At 69.2% G+C, this 26,387-nt stretch carries 26 protein-coding genes; 6 read left to right on the forward strand and 20 right to left on the reverse strand.

Features of this window, described 5'->3' with window-relative positions; genetic code table 11:
• Window positions 1-11 precede the first annotated feature (11 nt).
• The gene (locus E7742_RS17105) at window positions 12-884 is read right to left on the reverse strand and encodes an alpha/beta fold hydrolase (RefSeq protein WP_137800026.1); all 873 of its coding nucleotides are present in this window, start codon (window positions 882-884) and stop codon (window positions 12-14) included.
• Between the two features lie 11 nt (window positions 885-895).
• Entirely contained in the window at window positions 896-2,101 is a 1,206-nt protein-coding gene (locus E7742_RS17110; RefSeq protein WP_137800027.1) for an amidohydrolase family protein, read from the reverse strand.
• Between the two features lie 96 nt (window positions 2,102-2,197).
• Here E7742_RS17110 and E7742_RS17115 point away from each other — a divergent pair, with 96 nt between their 5' ends.
• Both E7742_RS17115 and E7742_RS17120 read left to right on the forward strand, forming a co-directional pair.
• Window positions 2,198-2,932: an IclR family transcriptional regulator gene (locus E7742_RS17115; protein WP_137800028.1), complete on the forward strand. Its 735-nt coding sequence runs from the start codon at window positions 2,198-2,200 to the stop codon at window positions 2,930-2,932.
• A 129-nt stretch (window positions 2,933-3,061) separates the two neighbouring features.
• Window positions 3,062-3,979 (forward strand): AurF N-oxygenase family protein, encoded by a 918-nt coding sequence (locus E7742_RS17120; protein ID WP_137800029.1) that lies wholly within the window; start codon window positions 3,062-3,064, stop codon window positions 3,977-3,979.
• Between the two features lie 85 nt (window positions 3,980-4,064).
• Here the strand turns inward: E7742_RS17120 and E7742_RS17125 are convergent, their stop codons facing one another.
• The 4 genes from E7742_RS17125 to E7742_RS17140 form a co-directional block, all read right to left on the reverse strand.
• On the reverse strand, window positions 4,065-5,552 hold the full coding sequence (locus tag E7742_RS17125; protein ID WP_137800030.1) for a histidine-type phosphatase: 1,488 nt from the start codon (window positions 5,550-5,552) through the stop codon (window positions 4,065-4,067).
• Between the two features lie 185 nt (window positions 5,553-5,737).
• Window positions 5,738-6,481 (reverse strand): IclR family transcriptional regulator, encoded by a 744-nt coding sequence (locus E7742_RS17130; RefSeq protein ID WP_137800031.1) that lies wholly within the window; start codon window positions 6,479-6,481, stop codon window positions 5,738-5,740.
• A gap of 112 nt (window positions 6,482-6,593) precedes the next feature.
• Window positions 6,594-7,559, reverse strand: coding sequence for a 2-hydroxyacid dehydrogenase (locus tag E7742_RS17135; RefSeq protein ID WP_137800032.1), 966 nt, complete (start codon window positions 7,557-7,559; stop codon window positions 6,594-6,596).
• Between the two features lie 5 nt (window positions 7,560-7,564).
• Complete coding sequence (locus E7742_RS17140; RefSeq protein ID WP_137800033.1) at window positions 7,565-8,326, reverse strand: SDR family NAD(P)-dependent oxidoreductase; 762 nt, start codon at window positions 8,324-8,326, stop codon at window positions 7,565-7,567.
• Window positions 8,327-8,508: 182 nt separating this feature from the next.
• On the opposite strand from E7742_RS17140, the gene E7742_RS17145 reads away from it, so the two are divergent.
• Window positions 8,509-9,285 carry an SDR family oxidoreductase gene (locus tag E7742_RS17145; RefSeq protein ID WP_137800034.1) on the forward strand — a complete coding sequence of 259 codons (777 nt, stop codon included), beginning with the start codon at window positions 8,509-8,511 and terminating at the stop codon, window positions 9,283-9,285.
• A 70-nt stretch (window positions 9,286-9,355) separates the two neighbouring features.
• Here E7742_RS17145 and E7742_RS17150 read toward each other — a convergent pair whose 3' ends face one another.
• From E7742_RS17150 to E7742_RS17185, 8 genes are all read right to left on the reverse strand, one after another.
• Complete coding sequence (locus E7742_RS17150) at window positions 9,356-10,171, reverse strand: MaoC/PaaZ C-terminal domain-containing protein (protein ID WP_137800035.1); 816 nt, start codon at window positions 10,169-10,171, stop codon at window positions 9,356-9,358.
• Between the two features lie 25 nt (window positions 10,172-10,196).
• Window positions 10,197-11,375, reverse strand: a complete 1,179-nt coding sequence (locus E7742_RS17155; RefSeq protein WP_137800036.1) for a lipid-transfer protein — start codon at window positions 11,373-11,375, stop codon at window positions 10,197-10,199.
• Window positions 11,375-11,821, reverse strand: coding sequence for a MaoC family dehydratase (locus E7742_RS17160; RefSeq protein WP_137800037.1), 447 nt, complete (start codon window positions 11,819-11,821; stop codon window positions 11,375-11,377). The genes E7742_RS17155 and E7742_RS17160 overlap by 1 nt, the downstream gene beginning before the upstream one ends.
• Window positions 11,818-12,930 (reverse strand): acyl-CoA dehydrogenase family protein, encoded by a 1,113-nt coding sequence (locus tag E7742_RS17165; RefSeq protein ID WP_137800038.1) that lies wholly within the window; start codon window positions 12,928-12,930, stop codon window positions 11,818-11,820. The genes E7742_RS17160 and E7742_RS17165 overlap by 4 nt, the downstream gene beginning before the upstream one ends.
• Entirely contained in the window at window positions 12,930-13,904 is a 975-nt protein-coding gene (locus E7742_RS17170; protein ID WP_137800039.1) for a bifunctional MaoC family dehydratase N-terminal/OB-fold nucleic acid binding domain-containing protein, read from the reverse strand. Before E7742_RS17170 ends, E7742_RS17165 begins: the two co-directional genes overlap by 1 nt.
• A complete protein-coding gene (locus E7742_RS17175; protein WP_137800040.1) occupies window positions 13,901-15,067 on the reverse strand; it encodes an acyl-CoA dehydrogenase family protein in 1,167 nt (388 codons plus the stop codon). The genes E7742_RS17170 and E7742_RS17175 overlap by 4 nt, the downstream gene beginning before the upstream one ends.
• A 227-nt stretch (window positions 15,068-15,294) precedes the next feature.
• Window positions 15,295-16,140, reverse strand: a complete 846-nt coding sequence (locus E7742_RS17180) for an SDR family NAD(P)-dependent oxidoreductase (protein WP_137800041.1) — start codon at window positions 16,138-16,140, stop codon at window positions 15,295-15,297.
• Entirely contained in the window at window positions 16,141-17,781 is a 1,641-nt protein-coding gene (locus E7742_RS17185) for an AMP-binding protein (RefSeq protein ID WP_217497559.1), read from the reverse strand.
• A 364-nt stretch (window positions 17,782-18,145) separates the two neighbouring features.
• On the opposite strand from E7742_RS17185, the gene E7742_RS17190 reads away from it, so the two are divergent.
• The 3 genes from E7742_RS17190 (at window position 18,146) to E7742_RS17200 (ending at window position 21,304) form a co-directional block, all read left to right on the forward strand.
• Complete coding sequence (locus tag E7742_RS17190) at window positions 18,146-19,810, forward strand: class I adenylate-forming enzyme family protein (protein ID WP_137800043.1); 1,665 nt, start codon at window positions 18,146-18,148, stop codon at window positions 19,808-19,810.
• Window positions 19,810-20,292, forward strand: a complete 483-nt coding sequence (locus tag E7742_RS17195; protein ID WP_137800044.1) for a nuclear transport factor 2 family protein — start codon at window positions 19,810-19,812, stop codon at window positions 20,290-20,292. Before E7742_RS17190 ends, E7742_RS17195 begins: the two co-directional genes overlap by 1 nt.
• Window positions 20,293-20,380: 88 nt before the next feature.
• Window positions 20,381-21,304 carry a TIGR03619 family F420-dependent LLM class oxidoreductase gene (locus tag E7742_RS17200; protein WP_137800045.1) on the forward strand — a complete coding sequence of 308 codons (924 nt, stop codon included), beginning with the start codon at window positions 20,381-20,383 and terminating at the stop codon, window positions 21,302-21,304.
• Window positions 21,305-21,327: 23 nt separating this feature from the next.
• Here E7742_RS17200 and E7742_RS17205 read toward each other — a convergent pair whose 3' ends face one another.
• From E7742_RS17205 to E7742_RS17230, 6 genes are all read right to left on the reverse strand, one after another.
• The gene (locus E7742_RS17205; RefSeq protein ID WP_137800046.1) at window positions 21,328-21,717 is read right to left on the reverse strand and encodes a VOC family protein; all 390 of its coding nucleotides are present in this window, start codon (window positions 21,715-21,717) and stop codon (window positions 21,328-21,330) included.
• Window positions 21,718-21,771: 54 nt separating this feature from the next.
• Window positions 21,772-22,686 carry a mechanosensitive ion channel family protein gene (locus E7742_RS17210; RefSeq protein WP_137800047.1) on the reverse strand — a complete coding sequence of 305 codons (915 nt, stop codon included), beginning with the start codon at window positions 22,684-22,686 and terminating at the stop codon, window positions 21,772-21,774.
• An 88-nt stretch (window positions 22,687-22,774) separates the two neighbouring features.
• Window positions 22,775-23,563, reverse strand: coding sequence for an SDR family NAD(P)-dependent oxidoreductase (locus tag E7742_RS17215; RefSeq protein ID WP_137800048.1), 789 nt, complete (start codon window positions 23,561-23,563; stop codon window positions 22,775-22,777).
• 83 nt (window positions 23,564-23,646) lie between these two features.
• Window positions 23,647-24,297: a PaaI family thioesterase gene (locus E7742_RS17220; RefSeq protein ID WP_137800049.1), complete on the reverse strand. Its 651-nt coding sequence runs from the start codon at window positions 24,295-24,297 to the stop codon at window positions 23,647-23,649.
• On the reverse strand, window positions 24,294-25,166 hold the full coding sequence (locus E7742_RS17225; RefSeq protein WP_137800050.1) for a MaoC/PaaZ C-terminal domain-containing protein: 873 nt from the start codon (window positions 25,164-25,166) through the stop codon (window positions 24,294-24,296). The genes E7742_RS17220 and E7742_RS17225 overlap by 4 nt, the downstream gene beginning before the upstream one ends.
• Window positions 25,166-26,383, reverse strand: coding sequence for a lipid-transfer protein (locus tag E7742_RS17230; RefSeq protein WP_137800051.1), 1,218 nt, complete (start codon window positions 26,381-26,383; stop codon window positions 25,166-25,168). The genes E7742_RS17225 and E7742_RS17230 overlap by 1 nt, the downstream gene beginning before the upstream one ends.
• Window positions 26,384-26,387: the final 4 nt, after the last annotated feature.

Consider the following 26,387-nt stretch of genomic DNA (forward strand, 5'->3'; position numbering starts at 1 on the left):
TCGGGTGACGCTCAGTCGAGTCCGCCGCACCGCCACGGTTCGAAGAACTCGGCGAGTGCGTGCACGACGTCGTCGGGCGAGTCGTCGATGAAGAAGTGGCCTCCCGGCACGGCGTGACCGGTGGCGTTGTGTGCAAACCGTTTCCAGACATTCAGCGGATGTTCCCGGCGGGTGAGCGGGCCGCGATCGCCCCACAACACCAGCACCGGGCAGGCGATCCGGCGCCCCGCGTCGAGTGCGTCGTGTTCGAGGTCGACGGACGCACCGGCCCGGTAGTCCTCGCACGTCGCATGCACCACCGCCGGATCCCGGAAGTAGGACTTGTAGTGCTCGACGTCGTCCGCCGACATCGAGCTGTCCGCCCCGCCCGCGAGACCGAGGACGTTGTCCATCCACGCCTCCGGATTCCCGTCGATCAGTTGCTCGGCCAGGGCGTGCGGCCGGATCAGGAAGAACCAGTGGAAGTACATGGTCGCCAGCTGCCGATCGGTGGTGGCGTAGACCTCCGAGGTCGGCAGGATGTCGAGCAGCGCGGCCTGCACCACCCGGTCCGGGTGATCGAGGCACATGCGGTGCACCACCCGGGCACCCCGATCGTGACCGGCGACCGCGAATCGGCCGAAGCCCAGGGTGCGCATGACTTCCACCTGGTCGCCGGCCATCGCGCGCTTGGAGTACGTCGTGTGCGCGTCGTCGCCCACCGGCCTGCTGCTGTCGCCGTACCCGCGCAGATCCGTGGTCACGACCGTGAACCGATCCGCCAGGGCGTCCGCGACCCGCCGCCAGACGCGACCGGTCTGCGGGTACCCGTGCAGGAGCAGTAGCGGTGGACCCGAACCGGCCACCCGCGTGGCGATCTCTACTCCACCCACGTCAACGAGCAAGCCGTTTCCCCTCAGCCTCGGGGCAGCACGATCTCGGGCAGCGGGTGGCGGTACAGCTTGGCGGCGTTCTCGCTGCACATCTTCCGCATCTCGTCGGCGGGGATGTCGCCCCAGTACTTCTCGAGGACGCTCTGGGTGTGCGGCCACGTGCCGTCGCCGTGCGGGTAGTCCGTCTCGAGCATGATGTTCTCGACACCGATGACGTGGCGCAGCGCGATCGTGGACGGGTCGTCGAGCGTGCAGAACCAGAAGTTGCGGCGCAGGATGTCCGCCGGACGCTCGTCCCAGCCCAGGCCGTACCCGGAACGGTCGATGATGTTGTCCAGCCGGTCGATCAGCATCGGCACCCAGCCGATGCCGCCCTCGCTCATCGCGATCTTCAGCGTCGGGTGATCCTTGGGGTAGCCCGACCACAGCCACTCACTGCATGCGCCGAGCGACAGCTGGCCGAACATGGTGGCGCCCAACTGCAGTCCCGGCGCACCCTTCGGGTACTGGTACATGCCCGAGCTGCCGACGTGCAGCGAGATCACGGTGTCGGTGTCGACACACGCCTGGATGATCGGATCCCAGTGATCGCGATCCCACAGGGACGGCAGGCCGATCGCGTGCGGACGCTCGGGGAAGGTCACCGACGTGAATCCCCGCGCGGCGTTGCGCTCGATCTCCTTGACGGCCTCGACCGGATCGGTGAGGTAGGTGATGCCGCCGGGAATCACGCGGGTCGGGTACTCGAGGTGCCACTCGTTGTAGAGCCAGTCGTTCCACGCACGCACCGCGGCGATGCCCACCTCCTTGTCGGAGGCGTGCGCGAACACCCGGCCACAGAAGCCGGTGATCTGGGACGGGAAGTTGAGCATCGCCCAGATGCCACCCTTGTTCATGTCCTTCACGCGCGCATGGATGTCGTAACAACCCGGACGCATCTGATCGAAACGGAAGGGCTCGTACTTCACGGACTCCTTGCGGCGTCCCGCGACGGCGTTCATACCCACCTGGGAGTAGATGTTGCCGTCGAACTCCCAGACCTGCGAGCCGTCCTCACCTTCGAGGATCTTCGGGCCGCGATCCTTCAAGGAGGCGGGCATCCACGTGTCGAACAGGTGTGCCGGCTCGACCACGTGGTCGTCGACGGAGATGACCGTGTACTTGACCTCGGCCGGTTCGGGCTCGGGGTTGAACAGCTCGGGGTCGAGTTCCTGATTGACAGCCGTCACGGCGGGCTCCTTCGGAGATCACGGGCAACCGGCGATGGTTGCGCGAGCATGTATCACTATGTGATAGTGAGTATCACTTGCAGATACACCGTAGGAGTGATTCAGATCTCAGTCAAGACATTGGGCACTCTCGCGCGCGGTCTGCGCGTCGTCGAGGCGATCGCCGCCCACCAGCCGATCGGGTTGACCGACCTCTCGCGCGTGCTTGACGAGGACAAGAGCGCGCTGCAACGTACGCTCGCGACCCTGCACGACGCAGGATGGATTCGCCCCCTGCCGGATTCGCCGCCCCGCTGGGAGGTCTCCGTCAAACCCCTGGTCGTGGCCGGACGCGCGTTGACGTCGTCACCACTCCCGATGCGGGCGCGACCGCTGCTGGGCTCGCTGCGGGATGCGACCGGGGAGACCGCACATCTGGCACTCCTCGACGAGTCGACGATCGCCGTGGTGGACGTCGCGGAGGGCAAGCAGATCGTGCGCACCACGCTTCAGGTCGGGCAGGTCCATCCGCCCGGGACCAGCGCGGCCGGGCGCGCCATCTGCGCGCAGCTGCCCCCCGCCGACCGGGAGAGCCTCGCGGTCGACTCCGGAGCGCTCCTCCCCGACGCCGAGTACGCCGAGATCCGCCGGCGCGGCTGGTCCCTGTGCGAGGGAGCCGTCCAGCCCGGTTCCACGAGCATCGCCTCCGCGATCCTGGACGCGCACGGACTTCCCGTCGCCGCCGTGATCGTGAGCGGTCCCGACACTCGACTGACCCCGGACCGATACGCCGAGGTCGGGGCGCTGGTCCGCGACACGGCGGCCGAACTGGGGGACCTGCGCCGGCACTGAGAACTCCGTCCCGCGAACTTCCCCGTTGCCATCGTGACAATGAGCGTTGTATGGTTCAGCTAACAGTAACCAGCCGTCACACACAGATGGCCCGCCGCGACCGCGGCCGTGACAGAACGAGGGGTAGTCATGACCACTGCAACTCCGTCGACTCGCACAGCTCCGCCGGTTTCGGACCGCGAAGAGACCGCGCGGCGGCTGCTGGCCTCGTCGGCGCGCAAATCCTACGACCCGATGGTCGAGGTCGACTGGGAAGCACCGGTCGCCGACGACAAGTTCGGACTCACGCCCGAGTGGAGCTCGCTCTACGGCACGGCGCTGTGGGACGAGATGACCGACGAGCAGAAGATCGAACTCACCAAGCACGAGGCCGCCAGCGTGTCGAGCGTCGGCCTGTGGTTCGAGATCCTGCTCATGCAGATGCTGCTGCGCGACGTCTACGACCGCGACAAGCACTCGCGCCACGTGCAGTTCGCGCTCACCGAGGTGGCCGACGAGTGCCGCCACTCGGTGATGTTCGCCCGCGCCGGCGAACGCTTCGGGATGCCGGACTACGGTCCCATCCGCTTCATCCACCGGGCCGGACGCCTGTGGGGCGGCCTCTTCAAGGGCGCCAACGCGTACGCCAGCGTCATGGCGGCCGAGGAGATCCTCGACATGATGCAGCGTGACTTCATGAAGGACGAGCGGGTCCAGCCGATCACGCGCACAGTCAGCAAGATTCACGTTCTCGAGGAGGCCCGCCACATCCGCTTCGCGCGCGAGGAGGTCGCGCGGCGTCTCGCGGGCGCGTCCCGCAAGCGGCGAGCGTTCGAGCGGGTGAGCACCGCCGTCACCGTCTACTTCGTCATGAAGAGCATGATCCATCCCGACGTGTACGCCAACGCGGGTCTGGACAAGGAGCGCGCGCTCGAGGTCGCCCGCACCAACAAGCATCACCACGACAAGATCCGCACCTCCGGCTCGAAGCTCATGAGCTTCCTCGACAGCGTCGGACTGGTCGGTGGCCCGTCGAAGGTGCTGTACAAGAAGGTCCACCTGCTCTGACAGCAGGGTCACGGCGCGAGTGCGCGGTGCGCGAGGAGGGGGAGGTCCCGCGCACCGCGCATTTCGCGTATCCGGATCAGGACGGTCAGCCGACCAGCGAGATCAGCGGGACACAACGCTGCAGCTCCGCTGCGTCGTAGAAGAAGCTGCCGGCCGTCATCGGCGTACACGGGGCAGCGAACGCCGTCTCCCGCTCGTTGTAGAGCATCCGCACGATCGACTTTCCTGCCGCGTCGGTGAACACGTCCCACTGGATGTTCGCGGCCATCGGGCTCACCAGTGCGCCCCGCCACGGATTGTTCGCGTACGTGTACAGCGTGTCCGTCGGCTGCTGCTCGGTACTGCCGGGAAGTTCGAGTAGCGCCGCGAAGGGGATCACGGTCTCGGCATGCGCGAACCGGAAGTCGGCCCCCGCACTCGCGCCGACGGTCGTGTGGGCGGCGAGGCCCCGGAGGAACTCGTCGCGGAGCACCGTGGCCATCTCGTACGTCACGTTCTCACCGGAGAACCCCGGCCCCTTGGCGTAGAAGTCCTCCGCGTCGTTGAGATACGCCATCCACTGGAGGTCGTCCTCCGAGATGAACCGAGCGAAATCCCAATCGCCTTCCTGAGCCATGCCCGGGGTGATGATGTAGGTGTTGTACAGCATGTCGGCAGCATCGACCTCGTTCTCGACGCGCTCTTTCCCCTTGCCGCGATCCACCAACGAGAACTCCCCCGCCGCAAGCCTGTTCACGAAGGACTCGGTGTAGAGCGCCAGCATCATGTGTCGCGCCACCTCCCGGGTGCGCGGAAGATCGTGAATCTGCTGGACCGCTGCGTGCAGCCGTGGATCGTTCTCCTCGTAGTCGAGGTATGCGGTATCCGAGTCGTGGAAGTAGAGCAGGGCGACATCGACTCCCACCGGAGCCACCGTGTCCGCGACGTCCGGACGCACCGCGACCAGTCCCTCGGCAAAATTGACCGCGCTGTCGACCGCCCGATCGACACCGGACGACGTCACCGTGATGCTCCCGCCGTCACGGGCGATCGAGTCGAAGAGCGACGGAACCCGTTCGGCCACCCGCGCACCCATCCGACGATGCTCGGTCACGCCGAGCCCACTGAGATTGCCGTAGCCGACCTCTCGGTTGGCAGCCATGAGGTCTCGGACCGCAGGACCGAGCTTCGCGCCCAGCGGCGTCAGGGCGCGCTCCGCCTCGGCCAGCTCCCACAACTGCAGCGTCAGGTCGTCGTACTTCAGGCTCGACAGCGCGCGCGAACCGTGCCGAGCCACCGACTCGGTGTAGACGGGTGCGTACCCGTCCGGAACCTGCTGCAGATCTTCGGCCCGCTGACCGGGCGCATACGGCGTCTTACTGGTGAATCCGCCTGCAACCCCACCGGGTTCGACGTCCGGTGGCGTCGGGTCGCCCAGCGAACCAGTTCCCGACGAGCCGAACAGGCCGACCGCTTCCTGGAGGATGCTGCCGGCCGACGTCGCGTGCGCCGCCGGAGACAGCGCCGCAGACAAGATCATCGTCATACCGGCGGCACCCGCCGCCGCAACCGCTCCGACACGTCTGATTCGCACCGAGAGTGCCCTTTCCGTCGTGGATGTCACGCTCGAGAGGAAACGGCAGGTGAATGTCCGTTCGGCAACCACGCCCGTCCTCCCGGGTGCACACGAGGTGAACGCTGGGTCCCGCGGCGCCCCCCGCCCGCCCGCCGCGATGGCCGAGCCCCCGGTCCTCGCGCTGTGCGCGCTCGAGGCGAGCGTCAGGCCGACCGCGCGCTCTCGTAGAGCGCACGACTGACGGCTCGCCCCGCGCTCTGGAGGGGCCCGGCGATTCGCGCGACGTTCATCCGCGCGGTGGTGGTCGAGACACCGATGGCCCCGATGACGCCGGCTCCGGCGAAGAGCGGTACCGCCGCGCTGGCGGTACCGAGCCGTACCTCTTCTGCCTCGATCGACATCGCGTCACGCCGCGCGCGCTCGAGTTGCCCCCGCAGCAGTGCGGCCGATGCCACCGTCCGCGGCGTGAACTTGGCGATGCCGCGCTCGACCACCTCGTCGAACACGGCTGTCGGCGAGAAGGCGAGCAGCACCTTGCCGGTGGCGGTCACCTCGAGCGGCAACCGGCCGGCGACCCGGGACAACAGGTCCGGTGAACCGGGGCCGGGGATCTTGTCGACGTACAGCACGTCCAGGTCCGCGCGGATCGCCAAGTGCACCGTTCCGCTCGTGGCCGCGTGCAAGTCCTGCAGGAACGGGAGCGCGGCGTCGCGCAGGATCCGTTGCGTGGGAACGAGTTGCCCCAGTTCGAACAGGCGCAGACCGAGCCGGTAGTCGGTGCCTGCGCGCTCGAGCAGACCCAGATCGACCATCTCGGCCGCGAGTCGATGGACGGTCGCCTTCGCGACGCCGCTGCGGCGCGTCAGTTCCGAGAGGGACAGGGAGCTCGAGTCGGGATCGAACGACCCGAGCAACAGGCGCACCTTCCCCAGCACCGACGTCCCCACAGGTGCCCTCCTACGCCGCGTCCCGTTCAGTGGGATCGATGCGCAGAGCTTACCGAGCGCCGATCGAAGGCCCGGTTGCGGCATCAGCGGTGCCCGGAAGGACCGAAGAACGTCACCCGACCGTCCACAGCGGCGCCTCGCCACGACACGCCCGGGCGACGTTCTCCGCCGTCATCGCGAACATCCGGGTGAGGGCCGTCGAACTGCCGCCCGCGATGTGCGGACTGAGGAGCACGTTGGGAAGGTCGAACAGCGGGCTGTCGGTCTCGACCGGTTCGCGGGCGAACACGTCCAGCGCCGCTCCCGCGACGGAGCCGGCCCGGATCGCGGCGGCGAGGGCCGCTTCGTCCACCACCGGCCCCCGCGCGACGTTCACCACCAGGGCCTCCCGGGGCAGCAGCGCGAGCTCGCGCGCCGAGATCAGGCCGCGAGTCTCGGCGGTCAGCGGGACGGCGACCACCAGCACGTCGGACTCTGCGAGCAGATCGTCGAGCGGGCGGTGCGGGACGAGGGAGTCCGCATGCGGGCGGCGGGCGTGGTAGGCGACCTCGCACCCGAACGCGCCGAACAGTTCCGCGCAGCGCCGATTGATGGCGCCGAACCCCACCAGCCCGATCCGGCGCTCCCCCAGATCTCGGCAGTCCCGCTGCCGTACGGCCGTCTGCGGCCACCGGCCGCGCCGCATCTCGGTGTCCGCCCAGCCGATCGACCGACACAGGTTCGCGGTGGCCGCGACCGCCCACTCGGCGACCGACGCGGCATTGCCGCCCGGCGTGTTCGCCACCGGGACCCCGGCTCGCGACCACGCGGCGACATCGATGTACGCGATGCCGACGCCGGGTTGCTGGATCAGGCGCAGATGTGCGCCGAGCGCCGCCTCGGCCGCGCCGAGCGGCAGCTGCCCGCTCCAGTCCGCCACGACGACATCGACGGTGGGCAGCAGTTCCCGCACGGCCGTGATGGTGCGGGAACCCGGTCGGACGACGGCGCCGGCCTCGCCGACGGCGTCGCGCACCGCCGCCTCGATCGCCGGATCCGTGGTGAGCATCAGGATCCGGTCGGGGCGGGGCGTGCGCATCGTCGTCAGCCCCAGCGGGACTGGCCTCCGTCGAGCGGGATCGTGGCGCCACTGAGGTAGGCGGCGTCGCTGCTCACCACGAACGCGACGGCGCGCCCGATGTCGCTCTCCGGATCACCGATCCGACGCAGCGGGATACCGGCCTTGAACTCCTCGGCCTCTTCGGGGTACTCGTTGATCCACCACTCCAGTGCGGGCGACATGGCATGCGGCGCAATGTTGTTGACGCGAATTCCGTCGACGCCCCACTCGCACGCGGCGGCACGGGTGAGCGACCGCATCCCTTCCTTGATGGCGGCGTACGCACCGTAGTTGCCGGCATCCCAGCGGACCGCCGCCGAGGACACCAGGTTGATGATCGACCCGCCGCCGCGCTCCTTCATCGACGGGTAGCACGCCCGCATCAGACGCAGCGTCGCGAGCGGACCGGTCGCGAACGAGCGCTCGAACTCGTCGTCGGTGACCCCCAGCAGTGGCCCGGGCTTGCAGTCGTTCGCGTTGTTCACCAGGATGTCCACGCCGCCGAAGAACTCGACGGTGCGTTCCACCGCCGCGTCGATGTCCTCGGCCTTGCTGACGTCGCACGGGACGGCCAGGGCCTTGCCGCCGTACGCCTCGATCTGCTCCACGGTGGTGACGAGCTTCGACTCGGTCCGGCCGGAGACCGCGATCGAGGCCCCCTCCTTGGCGAGGGCGTGCGCGATGCCCTGCCCGATCCCCTGCCCGGCACCCGTGATGAGCGCGATCTTGCCGTCAAGCTTGCCCATGTGTACTCGCTCTCGAAGTCTCGTGAACTGGGAAGATCTGGTGTGACAGACCTCCGGTCGACTATTCTCGACCAAGCATTTGCTTGACCGCAGCGTTTTCGCGATATTGCCGCAGGACACCTCCGGGCACCCACAGCCTCGCGACGGGCGGCGCTGCGACACGACCACGAAAGGCAGTTCGAGTGAGCTACCCCAACCCGATCGACTTCTCCGGCCGCGCAGTTGTCGTCACCGGTGGCACCAAGGGCATCGGCTACGTCATCACCGAGCACTTCCTGCAGGCGGGCGCCGACGTGCTGGTGTGTGCGCGCAACGAGCCCGAATCCCTGCCCTCGGTGGACGGCCGCACCGCCGCGTTCCGCGCCGTGGACGTCCGCGACCCCGCCGACGCGACCGCGCTGATCGAGGACTGCGTCTCGCGGTTCGGGCGGCTGGACGTGCTGGTCAACAATGCCGGCGGCTCCCCCGACGCCGACGCGGCCACCGTGTCGCCGCGCTTCGTGGAGAAGATCGTCGCGCTGAACCTGTTGGCGCCGTACTACATGGCGCAGGCCGCCAACCTCGTCATGCGCGAGCAGGAGACCGGCGGCGCCATCGTCAACATCGGCAGCGTGTCCGCGCACCAGCCGCAGCCCGGTACCGCCGCGTACACCGCGGCCAAGGCCGGACTGCTCGGACTGACCAAGGCGCTCGCGCTGGAGTGGGCACCCAAGGTCCGCGTCAACCACATCACGACCGGCCTCATCCGCACCGAGGCCGCGGCATCGGTGTACGGCGAGGACGGCGGCGCGGCGGTCACCCGCACGCTGCCGATGGAGCGCATGGCGGTGCCGTCGGACATCGCCAAGGCGTGCATGTTCCTGGGCAGCGATCTGTCGTCGTACGTCAACGGTGCCGACCTGGCCGTGCACGGCGGCGGCGAGTACCCGGCCCGCTACATGGCGACGCAGGGCAACTGAGCCCGGACGTGAAAACAGCTGCGGGAGCGTGACCGAAGTCGAACGCTCCCGCAGCTGAAGTCCTGACGGGTTACTCGGCGAAGACCGCGTAACCGCCGGAGATGGCCGCCTTGCCCTCGCGGACCAGTTCGAACGACACGCCCGACGCGTCACCCCACGCCTTCAGTTCCGCGGTGTCACCGGGGAACATCGGCGCGGCGAAGCGGCCCTGCAGCTCGGTGAGATCGGCCGGATGCACGCCGAGCTCCCGCGCGAGCGGCAGCGTCGACGCCGCGAGCGTGCACAGCCCGTGCATGATCGGACGCGGCTGACCGATGTGCGCGGCCGCTTCCGGATCGATGTGGATGTGGTGCATGTCGCCGAGCAGCCGGTACAGCGCCGTCTGGTTCGCGGCGGTGACCAGCTCCGTGGTCAGGTTCGGCTCGCCCTCCGGCGCCGGCGGCTTGGACGGACCGCGCTCGCCGCCGAATCCGCCTGCGCCCGGGGCGAACAGCGACCAGGTGGCCACGAAGTACTCGCACTCGACGCGTACCTCGAACACCGCCGCGGCGCCCTTGTCCCAGACCTCGCCGACCGTCGCCTTCAGCGACAGCTCACCGCTGCGCGGCAGCGGTGCGAGCACCTTCAGCTCCTGCGAGCCGTGCAGCGCGGTCTTCGTGTCGAAGGCACCGCGCTGCCCCAGCTCGTCGGGGGCCCACTGGGCCAGGGTCAGCGCGAACGTCGGCAGCACGCGCAGCCGGTCCTCCATCACGAGGTCCAGGTCGGTGGCCGCGGCGCCGACGGCGAGCGCGTACAGGATCGCGTCGCGCTCGTCGTAGCTCACCGTGCGGGTGCCGAGGTCGACCCCACGCCACGCGCCGGCCGGCTTCTGCTCCACTGCCGTCATTCTTCGGTCCTTCCAGGTGATTCGGTCAGGCGACGCCGAGAATCAGACCGGACGTGGGGACCGCGGTCCCCGCCGTGACGATCATGTTCTCGACGTTCTCGGGCTGGTTGGTGGACGTGCCCCGCAGCACCCGGACCGCCTCGGCGATGCCGTTGACGCCGTGCAGGTACGCCTCACCGAGCTGGCCGCCGTGCGTGTTGCTCGGCAGCCGTCCACCGATCTCCAGGTTGCCCTCGCGGATGAAGTCCTTGGCCTCGCCGGGACGGCAGAATCCGAGTTCCTCGAGCTGCGGGAGCACCAGGGGGGTGAAGTGGTCGTAGAGGATCGCTGCATCCATGTCGTCCGGCGTCAGCCCGGCCTGGGCGTAGAGCTGACGACCGACCAGACCCATCTCCGGGATGCCGGTGATGTCGGGCCGGTAGTAGCTCGCCATCATGTGCTGGTCCTTGCCCGAACCCTGCGCGGCACCCTTGATGATCGCGGGCTTCTGGCGCAGGTCCTTGGCACGTTCGGCCGAGACGATGACGAGGGCCTGACCGCCGTCCGTCTCCTGGCAGCAGTCGAGCAGGTGCAGCGGCTCGGCGATCCACCGGGAGTTCTGGTGGTCCTCGAGCGTGATCGGCTTGCCGTAGAACCACGCCTTCGGGTTGTTCGCGGCGTGCTTGCGGTCCACGACTGCAACCCGACCGAAATCCTCACTCGTGGCACCGTACTGGTACATGTACCGGCGAGCGAACATCGCGACCCACTGGGCGGGAGTCGCCAGGCCCTGCGGCGTGAGCCACGCGTACGCCGCACGGTCCGCGGTCGAGTCCATCGGACGATCGTGCTGGCCCGCACCGAAGCGCATGCCGGAGCGTTCGTTGAATGCGCGGTAGACCACGACGACGTCGGCGACGCCGGTCGCGACGGCCATCGCGGCCTGCTGCACCGACGCGCACGCCGCGCCGCCGCCGTAACCGATGCGAGAGAAGAACTTCAGCTCCCCGAGCCCGCAGTTGCGGGCGACGAGGATCTCGCCGTTGGTCTCCATCGTGAACGTCGTCAGGCCGTCGACCTCGGACGGCGCGATACCGGCGTCGTCCAGCGCGGCGGTGACCGCCTCGCACGCGAGCTGCAGCTCGGAACGGCCGGACTTCTTGGAGAACTCGGTGGCACCGATGCCGACGATCGCGGCGGCACCCGAGAGCGGGCTGACAGCCATCAGGCGTCCTTCCCTTCGCTAGCGGCCGGGTACGCGACCGTGACGGTGCCCGACAGGTGGTTGCCGAGGCTGTTCGCGCCCACGACCTTCACCTCGACGAGACCGTTCTCCTTCGAGACGACCTCACCGGTCATCGTCATGGTGTCGCCCGGGTAGTTCGGGGCACCGAGCCGGATCTTCACGCGGCGGACCGTGGCGAACGGCCCGGCCCAGTCCGTCACGAACCGGCCGGCCAGCCCGTTGCTGGTGAGGATGTTCATGAACACGTCCTTCGAGCCGCGCTCACGCGCCAACTCCGGATCGTGGTGCACGTCCTGGAAGTCGCGCGTGGCGATCGCGGTCGACACGATCAGCGTGCGGGTCAACGGGATCGCGAGCTCCGGCAGCACCTCGCCGACGGCGATGTCGTCGTAGCTGCGGCCCGTGACGGCGGCGGTGGCGGTCATCCGACCACCTCGACACCCGCGGCGAGCTGCGCACCCAGGCGGGCCAGGTCGGACGCGGAACCGCCGAGGGTCGCGCCGATCTGCTTGCCCCACAGCAGGTGCCGGTGCACCGGGTAGTCGGTGTCGACACCCATGCCACCGTGGAGGTGCGTGGTGCGGTGCACGATGCGCTGGCCGCCGTCGGTGGCCCACCACTTGGCGACCAGGACCGAGGTGCCGGGATCCGCGCCGTCGACGAGGTTCTGGGCGGCCTGCCAGAGGGTCACGCCCATCGCCTGCAGGTCGATGTAGCAGTCGGCCAGCTGGTGGTTGACGGCCTGGAAGGTCGCGAGCGGACGCCCGAACTGGTGGCGGCCGTTGAGGTACGTGACGGCCTGCGCCACGGCGCCGGAACCGACACCGAGCTGGACAGCAGCGAGCGCGAGCTCGACGCGGTCCAGCAGCCACGCCACGGTGGTGCCGTCGGCAGCGCCGAGCAGCTCCGCCGGAGCGGCGTCGAACGTGACGTTGCCGCAGATCTCCCAGTTGGTGGACTGCGTCTGCTCCACCGAGACACCCGCGCCCGCGAGGTCGACGACGAAGAGCGCCGCGCCGGTCGGGGTGGCGGCCGAGACGATCGCGCGGTCCGCGACGTGCGTGATCGGGACGACGGCCTTGGCGCCGGTCAGCGTCCACCGGCCGTCCGCCTCGGTGGCCGTGGTCTGCGGGGCGCCCTCCACGTACGGGCCGAACTCCTCGAGCCCGATCGTCAGGAAGGTGCTGCCCTCGGCGACCCCCGGGACCAGCGCGGTGCGCTGGGCGTCGGTGCCGAACTCGGCGACCGCCAGGGCCGCGAGCGTGGACTGCCAGATCGGCACGGGTGCGACATGTCGACCCTGCTGCTCGAGCAGCACGTACAGCTCGGCCAGGCCCAGGCCACCGCCGCCGAGATCCTCGGGCAGCGCGATGCCGAGCAGGCCCGTGTTGGCGAGTTCGCGCCACAGGTCGCGGTCGATGCGCTCGTCGCTCAGCTCGACCTGCTTGATGCGGTCGATGTCGGCCTTGCTGGTGAAGACGTCGACGGCGAGATTGCGAATCGCCTCTTGTTCTTCGCTGAAGTTGAAGTCCATCAGGAATCCTCCCGTGCGGCCGGCCGGAACGCGGGCAGCGTCAGATCCGGGTCGGCGTCGATCCAGTCCAGTTCCACCGGCATGCCGATCTCGACCTCGTCCGGCGCGATACCGGTCATGTTCGCGATCAGGCGGGTGCCCTCCTCGAGTTCGATCGTCGCCACGATGAGCGGGTACTCGAAGCCGGGGATCTGCGGGTGGTGATTGACGACGAAGCTGTAGACGGTGCCACGACCCGAGGCATCGACGGTGTCCCAGTCGAGCGACTGGCACGCCCCGCACATCGGGCCGGTGGGATGGCGCAGCACGCCGCAGTTGGTGCAGCGCTGGATCACCAGACGGTGTTCCTTGGCGGCCGCAAACCAGAAGGCGTTGTCGGCGTTGAGCGCCGGACGCGGGCGCAGACCCGGGATGGGGCCGCCCGACTTCTCCGCCGGCTTCTCGGTCGCCTTCTCGCTGCCCTTCGGCTTGAAGCGCAGCGTGCGCCAGCGCTGGGTCGCGACGACCTCGTCCCGGTCGTTCCGGTACGTCTTGAGCGTCGTGACGAAGTGCCCGACACCCAGGCCGGTCTTCTTCTCCTCGGAGATGTCCTCGATGACCTCGGTCAGCGAGACCCGGTCGCCGGGACGCAGTTCCGTGAAGAACTCGAAGTCCGAGTCGGTCGCGACGACGGACGTGAATCCCTCGCCGTCGAGCGTGGCGATCAGATCGGTCCACACCTGGGACGGATCGTTGTTCGCCATCTTGTCGTTGAACGTACGCATCGTCCACACCTGCGCCATGAGCGCGGGCGCGACGGCGCCGTCCCGGCCGGTGGCCCGGGCCGCGTCGTCGTCGAGGTAGATGGGGCTGGTGTCGCCCATCGTCTCGACCCAGTGCCGGATCATCGGGGTGTTGACCTCGTCCGGACCCCACACCGTGGGGGTCAGGATCTGACCCTCGAATGCCTTGATCTTGGTGAGGAATTCGCTCACTTGACCCTCTTCTCACGTGCCAGACCGAGGCCCATGGTGCCGACCATGTCGCGCAGGACCTCGTTGACGCCGCCGCCGAACGTGTTGACCATGCCCTGACGGGAGATCTGCTCGATCTGACCGGCCAGCAGCGCGCCCGGCGACTCGGGGCGGATGCGACCCGCGGCGCCGAGGATGCCCAGCAGCGTGCGGTACACGTCGATGTGGGTCTCGGTGCCGTACGCCTTGGTGGCGCCGGCGTCGGCGCCGGAGAGCGTGTCCGCGGCGACCGCGGCGGTCATCTTCCAGTTCAGCAGGCGCATGGCCTCGAGCTTGGCGTGGGTGCGCGCGAACTCCTGCTGCACCCACGGGATCTCGATGGCGCCGTTCTCCTTGGCCCAGTCCAGGACCTGATGCCACAGACCGTACGTGCGGCCACCGATCGCGGCCAGGCCGATGCGCTCGTGGTTGAGCTGTGCGGCGATCAGCTGCCAGCCACCGTTGATCTCACCGATGACGTCCTTCTGCGGGACGCGGATGCCGCTGTAGTACGTCGAGGTGACCATGAGGCCGCCGACGGTCGGGATCGGCGACCACGAGAATCCCGGGTCGTCGGTGGGGACCACCAGGATCGAGATGCCCTTGTGCTTGGGGGCCTCCGGATCGGTGCGGGCCGCGAGCCACACGTAGTCGGCGGTGTTGGCGCCGGAGGTGAAGATCTTGTTGCCGTCGACCACGAAGTCCTCGCCGTCGGCGACCGCGCGGGTCTTGAGCGACGCCAGGTCGGTGCCGGCCTCGGGCTCGGTGTAGCCGATCGCGAAGACGATGTCGCCGGCGAGGATGCCCGGCAGGAAGCGTTCCTTCTGCTCCTCGGTGCCGTACTTCATCAGCGTCGGGCCGACGGTGTTGACCGTGACGAACGGGAACGGCAGGCCGGCGCGCTGCACCTCGTCGAAGAAGACGAACTGCTCCTCGATGGAGCGGCCCTGTCCGCCGTACTCCTTCGGCCAGCCGATGCCGAGCCAGCCGTCCTGGCCGAGCAGCTTGACGACCTCGCGGAAGTACTGGCCGCCCACACCCTCTTCGCCGGCCTTACGGCGCTTCTCCTCCGGCAGCAGCGCCGCGAAGTACGCGCGCAGCTCCTTGCGGAGCGCGAGCTGTTCGGGGGATTCCCTCAAATCCATCGTTACTCCTCTAATACCGAACGACGTCGTTTACCAAAGGCAGACAGTCGCCGTTCGGCGACTGTCTGCCTGCGTTGTCCCGGACGGTAGCGACCGGGCCGGATCGTCGCGTCGCGCGTCTCGCACAGCGGGAACGGCGACCGACCTGCACTCATGCGCGCGCGAGCCGTCCGGGCCACCCGCCGTCACCTCGTTCGCGACCGCCGACGATCCTGCCTTCCGCCCCGTCAGGACGTGGTGGAATCAGTGAGATCATTCACCAGTTTCGGCGCCCACACCACCTTGCCGAGGAATCGCTCGGCCTCGGGGGCCGTCGCCAGCCAGACGGCGGCCGCGGCCGGGACCGTCGCCGGCACGGAATCGAACCCGGCATCCTCGATCTTGTCGGTGCCGCCCCGCGCCTTGCCGGACTCGGTCACCACGAAGCCGGGGCTGAGATTGAACGCGCGGATGCCGCGACCGCGGTACTCGGCGTTGACCGCACCGGCCAGCCGCCCGAACGCCGCCTTCGACGCCGCGTACGCGACGCCCCAACCGCCCTCGCCGGGCGCGGCCGGCGGGTCCGTCGTGGCCGACCCGGACACCAGGTCGACGATCACGCCGTCACCGCGCTCGGCCATCGACGGCAGCACCCGCTGGATGAGCGCCAACTGGTGCAGGTAGTTGCCGCGGACCATCACCTCGGCGTCGTCGAGCCGCAGGTCGAGGACCCGCTCCATGTGCCCGGCCGTCTGCGCGTAGGCGTTGTTGACGAGGACATCGACCCGGCCCCAGGCCTGCAGGACGTCGTCGGCGGCACCGACGACCGAGTCCCGGTCGAGCAGATCCATCCGGATCGGCAATGCCCGCACACCGCACGCCTCGATCTCGGCGGCCGTCGTCTCGAGGCTGCCCGGGACCGCGATGAGCGACCCCCCCTCGGCGCGGGTGCGGGGCGTCACGGCGCCCTGACCCTCGCGGACGGTGCGTGCGGTGATCGCCACGTCGAAGCCCTCGCGGGCGAACGCCAGCGCGATCTCCCGGCCGATCCCGCGGCTCGCGCCGGTGACGAGGGCGACCTTGCGGGCCGACACTCAGACGCCCAGGAAGCGCTGGCGGCCGAACGACACGAACTCCGCCTCGAGCGCGGCCTTGTCGTCGTCGGTCATCTGCTTGTAGACCGGCTCGCCCCGGCCCTCCCAGCGGTAGACCGGCTCGTCCGTGCGCCACAGCTCGGCCTGCAGTTCCCGCTTGAGGACCTTGTTGGACCCGGTGATCGGCAGGTTCGTCGACACCCGCAGGAACCGCGGCGTCGCCTTGCTGCCGAGATCGTCCTGACCGGCGAGGTACTCGGCGAACTTGTCGACGTCGAACGAGTCGAGCGACTCCACCTCGATCGCGGCCATCACCTGGTCGCCGGACCGCGAGTCGGGGATCGCGTACACACCCGTCGCGATGACCTCGGGGTGACGACGCAGCACGCGCTCGATCATCAGCGCCGACGTGTTCTCGCCGTCCACGCGGATCCAGTCGCCCTTGCGGCCGGCGAAGTAGATGAAGCCCGCCTCGTCGACGTAGCCGAGGTCACCGGTCCAGTACCAGCCGTGCTTGATGCGATCGGCGTCGGCGGCGTCGTTCTTGTAGTAGCCCTCGAACGCGCGCGCACCCTCCTTGTTGATCATCTCGCCGATGGCCTCGTCGGGGTTCAGCACCCGTCCGTGCTCGTCGAGGATCGCGCGGGCGCACTCCTCCCGGGTCTCCGGGTTCACGACCGCGATGCCGTCGTGCGCGGGACGGCCGAGCGCGCCCTCGGGCGCCTCCGGGTCCAGCTTCACCGAACCGGCGCCCTCCGAGGAGCCGTAGCCCTCGAACAGCTCGGCGCCGAAGCGGCGCACGAACTCGACCTTGTCCTCGGGCGAGGCCTCCGTGCCGAAACCGCGCTCGAGCTGGTTGTCCTTGTCGTCGGGCTGCTCCGGCGTGGCCATCAGGTACGCCAACGCCTTGCCGACGTAGGTGAAGAACGTCGCGCCGTAGAACTTGACGTCGGGCAGGAAGCCGGACGCGGAGAACTTGCGCGCCTGCGGCAGGCACACCGTGGCACCGTTGGCGAGCGCCGGCGCCCACAGGGCCATGAGCGCATTGCCGTGGAACAGCGGCATCGGGCAGTAGTCGACGTCGTCGCGCTTGTGGCCGTACTTCGCGGTGTTGGCGTACGCCAGCCGGGACAGCCGGCCCTGGCTGCACTTGACGCCCTTCGACATGCCGGTGGTGCCGGAGGTGAACAGCAGCAGGTACAGGCTGAACTCGTCGATGCCCTCGGCCATCGCCGGCTCCACCCGGTGCGCGTCGATGCGCTCGCGGTAGTCGGGGGCGTCGACCAGGACGAAACGGTCCTCGGCGAGTCCGAGGTCCAGGCCCCTCAGCTTCTCCATGCCCGCGGCGTCGGTGACGATGAGCTGGCAGTCGACGTACTTGATCTCGGCCTCGAGTTCCGTGGCACCACGGGTCGGGTTGATGCCCACGACGGTCGCGCCGGCGAGCGCGGCACCACCGAGCCAGAAGAGGAACTCGGGCACGTTCTCGAGCAGGATGCCGATGTGGAACGGTCCCTCGGCCCGCAGCGACCGCGCGAGCTCACCGCACGCGGCGCTCTCCCGGACGACCTCGTCCCACGTCCAATCCTGGTCGCGGGTGCGGAGACCGAGGTGCTCGTCGCCGACCCGATCGAGCAGCATCTCGGCAATCGTGGTGCGTTCCAACTCATTCTCTCCTGTCGAGGCGCCGGTGGGCGCGGTCCCAATGACTGCCCGAAGTTCCGGCGTGGTGACCGGTTCCGAGGTCTACTCGCAGGATCGACCACACGGTTGTACGGCGCGGTCGGTCCCACCCCTCGGGCAGCGTTCTTCGCGAAAAGTAGCCCTGGGCTGTCGCGCGGATCACCGTTAGTCTCGCTGAGTGGTAACTCACCCCGCGCGGGCTCCCCGACGTGAGAAATTGCGGTGAGAAACCCGTCACATCCCACTTCCCGCGGCTGGGACCTGGGCGTTCACGACCTGATGGTGACTGGAACGACACTGTGACACTGATGAAAGGTCACCCATGACTGCCCCCGCAGATCCGCAACTTCACCTGGATCAGGTCATGTCCCGGCTCACCGGCCCCGGCGGGCCGTTCGAGATCGTCGAGGAAGAGGTCCTCGGCACCCGCATGCCGGTCATGAAGAACCGCGACAAGGCCGTCGGTGATCTGCTGGCCCAGTCCGTCAAGTGGGGCGACCGCGACTACCTCGTCACCGAGGACCGCCGCGTCTCCTTCGCCCAGCACGCGCAGGACGCGTACGCGCTGGCAGCGGCCCTGCGGGACCGTTACGGCGTGCAGAAGGGCGACCGGGTCGCGATCCTCGCCGCCAACACGCCAGAGTGGGTCACCACGTTCTGGGCGACACAGGCGCTCGGCGCGATCACCGTCGGCCTCAACGGCTGGTGGGTGCCGCGCGAGATCGAGTACGGCCTGCAGCAGAGCACCCCCAAGGTCGTGGTCGTCGACGCCAAGCGCGGCGCCGCCCTCGCCGGCGTCGACACCACCGGCATCGCGGTGCTGACGATGGAAGAGGACCTGCCGGCCCTCTTCGCCGAGTTCGCCGGCGCGGACCGCCCCGTGGTCCACGTCGAGGAGGACGATCCGTCGGTCATCCTGTTCACCTCCGGCACCAGCGGGCGCCCCAAGGGCGCGCTGCACTCGCACCGCAACCTGCTCGCAGTGGTGGACTACCACCGCTACAACGGCGCGCTCATGGCGGCGTTCACCGGCAAGCCGAGCGACCCCGACGTGCCGACCGACATGCGCGACCTGCTCACCTCGCCGCTGTTCCACATCGCGAGCCTGCACAACCTGGCCGTCCCGCGCCTGGCGATGGGCGGCGCCCTGGTCATGAACCAGGGTTCGTTCGACGTCGACCGGATCCTCTCGCTCATCGAGCGTGAGCGGGTCACCAACTGGGGCGCGGTCCCCACCATGGCCTCGCGACTGCTCGAGCACGGCAACCTCGACAAGTACGACCTGTCGTCGCTGACGTCGTTCTCGCTCGCGTCGGCGCCGTCGTCGATCGCGTTCAAGGACCGGCTGCGCGAGCAGGTGCCGTTCGCGCGCAACGCGCTCGTCGACAGCTACGGGCTCACCGAGTGCAGCACCGCGATCGCGGTCGCCACCTCGGCCGAACTCGAGGAGTACCCGGGCACGCTGGGCCGGCCGATCATCACGGTGAGCATGGAGATCCGCGATCCGTTCGGCGAGTGGCTGCCCGACGGCATGGAGGGCGAGGTGTGCGTGCGCAGCCCGTTCGTCATGCTCGGGTACTGGAACGACCCTGAGGCGACCGCGAATTCGATCACCGCGGACCGGTGGCTGCGCACCGGCGACTTCGGTGTCGTCGAGAACGGCCGGCTGCGCCTGACCGGGCGCCGTTCGGACCTGATCCTGCGCGGCGGCGAGAACGTCTACCCCACCGAGATCGAGCAGACCCTCGACGAGCACCCGGCCGTGCAGGAGTGCGCGGTGGTCGGCAGTCCGCATCCCGACCTGGGCCAGGAGGTCTCGGCCGTGGTCGTGGTGACGCCCGGCGCGACGGTGACCGAGGAGGAGCTGCGGAAGTTCACGGCCGACCGGCTGTCGTACTACAAGGTGCCGACGAAGTGGCGCATCACCACGGACCTGTTGCCGCGCAACGCGACCGGCAAGATGGTCCGCCGCGAGATCCACGTGTGATGACCGCCTGGACGCTGGAACGTCTGGGCGCCGTCGAGGCGATCCGCGACCTCGCTCACCTCTACACGCACCTCATCGACGAGGCGCGGTTGGAGGAGGTCGCGGATCTCTTCGCGCACGCCGTGTACGGGCAGTGCGACGACACCGGGACGCCGCTGGGTCCGGTTCGTGACCGCGACCCCGAGGGGGTGCTGGCGGCGTGCCGCAGCTTCGTGCAGATGCACGGCACGCCGCCGCGGCCGCGGACCAAGCACGTGGTCACCAACCTCCGGGTCGACGTCGCCGACGACTACCGCAGCGCCACCTCCCTGTCGTACTTCACGGTGCTGCAGGCGACGGAAGACCTGCCGCTGCAGCCGATCCTGTCGGGCCGCTACTTCGACGCGTTCGCCGTCCGCGACGGGGAATGGGTGTTCACGCAGCGGCTCACCTGCATCGACCTGGTGGGCGATCTCGGCGAGCACGCCCGTCGCGCGCTCTGAGAATCGTTGCTGCGCTGCATCTCTCGATGAGGAAGAATCCGCATTCGAGAGCCGGCTGCCGAACGTGTGGCCGCGGAACAGGAGCGCCATGCAGGTCGGTCTGAACATCCTCGGAGCCGAGAATCTCTACGCCGGACAGATTCGTCCGGTGCTCGACCTGGCCGCGGCGGCGGACCGCGCGGGAATCGACATGATCTCCACCGGTGATCATCTCGGCTTCGACGCGGCCGCGCACGCGGAACGGGTGCGCACCCACAACTTCCCGTTCCCACTCGACCACGACTGGTACGAGCCACTGTCACTGCTGTCGTCGGTCGCCGCGGTCACCGACCGGGCGCTGCTCAATGTGTCCGTCCTCATCGCGACGGTGCGGCCGCCGGTGCTGCTGGCCAAGCAGATCGCCACGCTCGACCGGATCTCCGGCGGCCGCGCCGCGATCGGCATGGGTGTCGGCTGGCAGGAGGCCGAGTACACGGCCACGAACATGCCGTTCGATGCCCGGTTCGGCCGGATGGAGGACACCGTCCGCGCGTGCCGCGAGCTGTGGACCCGGGCGCCGGCCTCTTTCCAGGGCCGTGAGTACTCGTTCGAGAACTTCCACGCCCGTCCGTTCCCGGTGCAGGACCGGGTGCCGGTGATCTTCGGCTTCGGCCCCAGTCAGCGCAACTTCGACCGTATCGCCCGCGTCGCCGACGGCTGGACGGTCAACCCCGCGGACATGCGGACGTTCTCGGAGAGCGTCACCCTGCTGCGCGAGACCTTCGAGGCGCACGGGCGCGATCCCCACTCGGCCGTCGTGCAGGTGTCGGTGGGACCCGAGCGGCGCGACGACGGCACCGTCGACCTCGATGCCACCGCGGACAAGACGCGGGCCTGGCACGCGGCCGGCGCGACCGTCGCGGTGTTCCGGCCGGCGACGTTCTGCGCCGCGGGCGAGGAGGTTCCCGAGTTGATCGAGTGGGCCGTGGGTCTGAAGACCGCGGGCGCGGACACCGCGGCGGCGCGGGGCTGACACCGCCGTTCGGCGGGCCGTGTCTAGGAGGGCAGCGGCGCGAAGAGGTCCACGCCGTTGCCGTCGGGATCGGTCACCGTCGCGTAGCGCTGTCCCCACGGCGCGTCGAACGGCTCGACCGCCCCGTGGCCGGCCGCCGCGAGCCGCGCCCACACCGCGTCGACGTCCTCGGGGCCGTCGCACTCGAAGGCGAGTGAGACGCGCGCGTCGCCCGTCGGCGGGGTGTACGGCCCTCCGAACGACTCCACGACCTCGACGGTGTCCCACATGAGCCGGATCCCGCCGGCGACCACCTCCACGTGAGGCTGCGCCTCGGCGTCCTCCGGGAGATCGAGGCCGAGGAGCCGATAGAAGCGAAGGGACGCCGCGAGATCCGTGGTGACCAGGCCGAGAGCGTTCAACTGGGGAGTCATGGTGGCCACGCTAGCCGCCACGGGCCGCCCGGCGATGGCATCTTTCGGCCCGGGTCAGTTCTGGGCGGACCGCACCGACGACAGCATCGCGAGCGGTGCCGCGATGTCGTGCTCGTCGAACGCCGTCAGTACCGCCTGGGTGATGTGGCGCTGCACCGCCCACTGCTGGCCGGGCTTGGCCCGCACCGTCAGGCGCAGCATCACGGCCTCCGCGGTCACACTGTTGACCCCGAGCATCTGCGGCCGCTCGAGCACCGCATCGGCGATCACGTCGTCCTCCGAGGCCTCGATCGCGGCGGTGAGCGCGATCTCGGAGGCGCGGGGCACCGCGGCGCTGTGCGCGATGGGCAGGTCGATCACCGCGACGGCGTGGCCCTGGCTCATGTTGCCCACGCGCGCGATCTCCCCGTTGCGGCAGTACCACAGCGTGCCGTTCATGTCCCGGACCGTGGTGACGCGCAGCCCCACCGTCTCGACGGTGCCGACCGCCTCCCCGACGTCGATGATGTCGCCCACCCCGTACTGATCCTCGAGCAGCATGAACATCCCGGTCAGGAAGTCCCGCACCAGGTTCTGCGCACCGAAACCGAGCGCCACACCGACCACACCGGCGGACGCGACGAGCGGTGCGACGTTGACGCTGAAGACCGTGAGGATCTGCAGGACGCACCACGTGAGCGTCACGATCGAGATCGCGGACTTGAGGACCGACCCGATGGTGCGGGCGCGCTGCGCCCGCCGCTGCGCGGCGACGGAGTCCCGCACGCCGGCGGGCAGCCGGTCCTTGAGCGGCCGCAGCAGCCGCGGCTCGCCGCCGGGTCTGTCGCGCGTGGCCCGGTCGACGATGCGGTGCAGCACGAAGCGCAGGACGAGCGCGACCACGATGTACACCGCGATCTCGATGGGCCGCTCGATCAACCACGTTCGTGCACTGTCGGACAGTTCGATTGCAGTCGGTTCGTACGTCATCCCCGCCGACCCTACGGAAGGTCGGCACACTCGGCTGGGTACCGCACGTGCCGCCGGCCCCTCCCCCGAGGCCGGACGGCCCCGGGATTCAGTCCACCTGCGGCGCCCACTGGACGCCGTTGATGTGGCCGCCACCGTCGACGAACAGCGTGTTTCCGGTGACGTAGCGCGAGTCGTCGCTCGCCAGGAACACCGCGACGGGACCGATGTCGTCGAGTGGATCACCGATCCGGTGCATCGGGTTGGCCTCGGCCATCGAGGCGGCCATCTGCGGGTTGGCCTCCTTGACGCGGCGGTACGCCTCGCTCTGGGCGCCGGGGCAGATCACGTTGCAGCACACCTGCTTGGGAGCCCACTCCCGGGCAGCCGTGCGGGTGAGCGTGCGCAGCGCTTCCTTGGCGGCGTTGTAGTGCACCGAGTACATGTGCGCGTTCACGCCGTTGAGCGAGCACAGGTTGATGACGCGGCCGGTCCCGCGCTTCTCGAGCTCGGGCAACGCGCGCTGCATGCCCCAGAACGCCGCCATCACGGCCATGTCGAAACCGCCGCGCAGCTGCTCGTCGGTCATGTTCTCGAACCGCGCGAAGCCCGAACTGCGCCACGCGTTGTTGACCAGGATGTCGAGGCGGCCGAACTGGTCCACCGCCCCGTCGACCATGGCGTGCACCTGGTCCTTGTCGGTGATGTCGGTCTGCTGGAACTCGGCCTTGACGCCCCACTCGTCGCGCAGCCACTGCGCGGTCGCCTCACCGGCGGCCGCGTCGATCTCGGCCACCAGCACGTTGGCGCCCTCCCGCGCGAAGGCCCCCGCGATTCCCCGCCCGATGCCCATCCCGGCACCGGTGACGATCGCCACCCTCTCGTCGAGCTTTCCCACAACGCTCCCCTCTCTCCGGAAGAGCTGAAGGGTCCCTTCACGCGCGGACAGCGCACGAAGGGACCCTTCAGCTCGACAGCCGGTTACCGCGGGCGCGGCACCGATGCGTCGATGAACAGACCCTCCACCGACACGCACACCTCACCGGCGGCGTTCTTGATGTCGCCGACGGTGTGAATCTTGCGACCCTCCACCGAGACCTGCTTCCCGGTGATGGTCAGCGGCTCGAACAACGGCGTCGGCCTGTGGTAGCGCACGTTGAGCTGCGCGGTCATACCGGCCTTGCCGCCCCACGCGTTCGCGACACCGAGCACGTGGTCGAGGAGCAGCGACGACACGCCGCCGTGCACGCACCCGGGCGGGCCCTGGTACGGCAGCGTCAGCGTCACGACCCCCTGCACCGAACCGTCGTCCAGTCCCTCGAGGACGAGCGGCGGCGCGATCGCGTTCTCGGGCCCGGTGATCGGGTCGTGCCGGGTGACGCCCTCGCCGCTCCACATGTCGATCATCCGCTCGGCCACCTCGGGAGCGTGCTCCTCGAGGTGATCGGCGATGCTGTTCAGTTCCTCCGCGACCCGGTCCAGGTTCGCGTTGCCGCGATCGGTGCGCAGCATCGCGTCGATCACGCGACGAGCCGCCGCGGTCGCGCGGTCGACCGGCGCGTCCTGCGGCGCCGACGTCAGCACGGTGCGGTGCGGGTGGGTCTGGACGGTGGGGTGGTCACCGGTCTTCACGAACGGACCTCCATCGTCGCGTGGGTCAGCACGGCCTGACCGTCGCGCTCGGGGCACGTCGCGAGCAGCGTGAGCGTGCTGCCGTCCTGCCACACCGACGTCTCGATCGTCTCGCCCGGGTAGATCGAGCCGGCGAAGCGCACCGAATAGTTCTCGACGCGGGTGGGATCGCCGCCGAGGAGACCGTCGACGACGGCCTTGCAGACCACGCCGTACGACGCGAGCCCGTGCAGGATCGGGCGGTCGAAACCGGCCATCTGCGCGAACGCCGGGTCGGCGTGCAGCGGGTTCATGTCGCCGCTGAGGCGGTACACGAGCGCCTGCTGCGTGCTGGTGGGCGAGGACAGGACCTTGTCGGCCGGCCGCTCGGGCACCGCGTTGGTGACGTCCGGTCCGGCGTCGCCGCCGAAGCCGCCCTCGCCGCGCGCCCAGATCTGCATGCCCGTGGTCCACAACGGATTTCCGTCGAGGTCGGTCGCGGACTGCTCGAGCACGATGACCGCGGCCTTGCCCTTGTCCCACACGTCGGCGACGCGCGAGGAGATCCGCGCCGAACCCGTGGCCGGGATCGGGGCGTGCAGGGTCAGCGCCTGTCCGCCGTGCAGGATCTTGCGCAGGTCGATGTCGATGCCGGGCATGTTCATCCCGACCGGCTTCAGCGTGCCGGCCGAGACGCCCTGGCCCGCGACCATCGCGAAGGTCGGCAGGACCCGCAGGCCCTTCTCGTACACCCAGCCGAGTTCGGCGGGGTCGAGCGAGTTCACGCCGGCGCCCAGGCCGAGGTGGTACAGCAGGACATCACGCTCGGTCCAGTGGGCCTCGCGCACAGTAGGTTCGGCCGACAGCGCGGCCTTCACGTCAATTGACATTACGACTCCGTAGAAGACTTCGAAATGGTTCCGGCCCGGTACAACGCGATCACGCACGCGCCACCGAGGCCGAGGTTGTGCTGCAGACCCACCCGGGCACCGTCGACCTGCCGGGCCCCGGCCTGACCCCGCAGCTGCCACGTCAGCTCGGCGCACTGCGCCAGCCCCGTCGCACCGAGCGGGTGCCCCTTCGAGATCAGGCCACCGGACGGATTGACCACGACCGTGCCGCCGTAGGTGGTGGCGCCGGACTCGACGAGCTTGCCACCCTCCCCCGGCTCGCACAGTCCCAGGCCCTCGTAGGTGATGATCTCGTTGATCGCGAAGCAGTCGTGCAACTCGATCACGTCGACGTCGTCGATCGACAGCCCCGACTCGGCGAACACCTGCGCGGCCGCGGCCTTCGTCATCGGCGCACCGACCACATCGATCATCGACCGCTCGGCGAAAGACTCGGCGGTATCGGTCGTGAGGGCCTGCGCGACGATCTCGATCGCCTGGTCCTCGAGGCCGTGCTCGCGCACGAACCGCTCGCTGACGACCACCGCCGCGCCCGCGCCGTCCGACGTCGGCGAGCACTGCGACCGCGTCAGCGGCGCGTGGATCATCTTGTCGCCCAGCACCTGCTCGAGGGTGTACTCGTCCCGGAACTGCGCGTAGGGGTTGTTCACCGAGTGCCGGTGGTTCTTCACCGCCACCGCCGCGATCTGCTCGGCCGTGGTCCCGTAGCGGTCCATGTGCTCGACCGCGGCATTGCCGAACAGCTGCGCCGTCATGGGGCCGTTGCCCCACTCGTGCGCGGCGGTCATCACCTTCAGATGTTCGTCGAGCGTGGTGACGGCGGGCATCGTGCCGTCCCCGACCAGGGACTTCTTGGTCATCTTCTCGAAGCCCACCGCGAGCGCGACGTCGACGATCCCGGCCTGCACCCACTCGCGGGCCATCATCAACGCCGACGACCCCGTCGCGCAGTTGTTGTTCACGTTCACGATCGGGATCCCGGTCATCCCCGTCTCGTACAGCGCACGCTGCCCCGCCGTCGACGGCTGGAACACGTACCCGACGGCGGCGCGCTGCACCTGCCCGTACGAGATACCGGCGTCGGCGAGGGCGGTGCCGACGGCCTCGGTGACCATGTCCGGGTACTCCCAGTCCCGAGACTCGATCTTCTCGAACTTGGTCATACCGACACCGACGACGAACGTGCGACTACTCATGCCT

It is taken from the genome of Rhodococcus sp. SGAir0479 (assembly GCF_005484805.1).
Lineage (GTDB): Bacteria > Actinomycetota > Actinomycetes > Mycobacteriales > Mycobacteriaceae > Prescottella.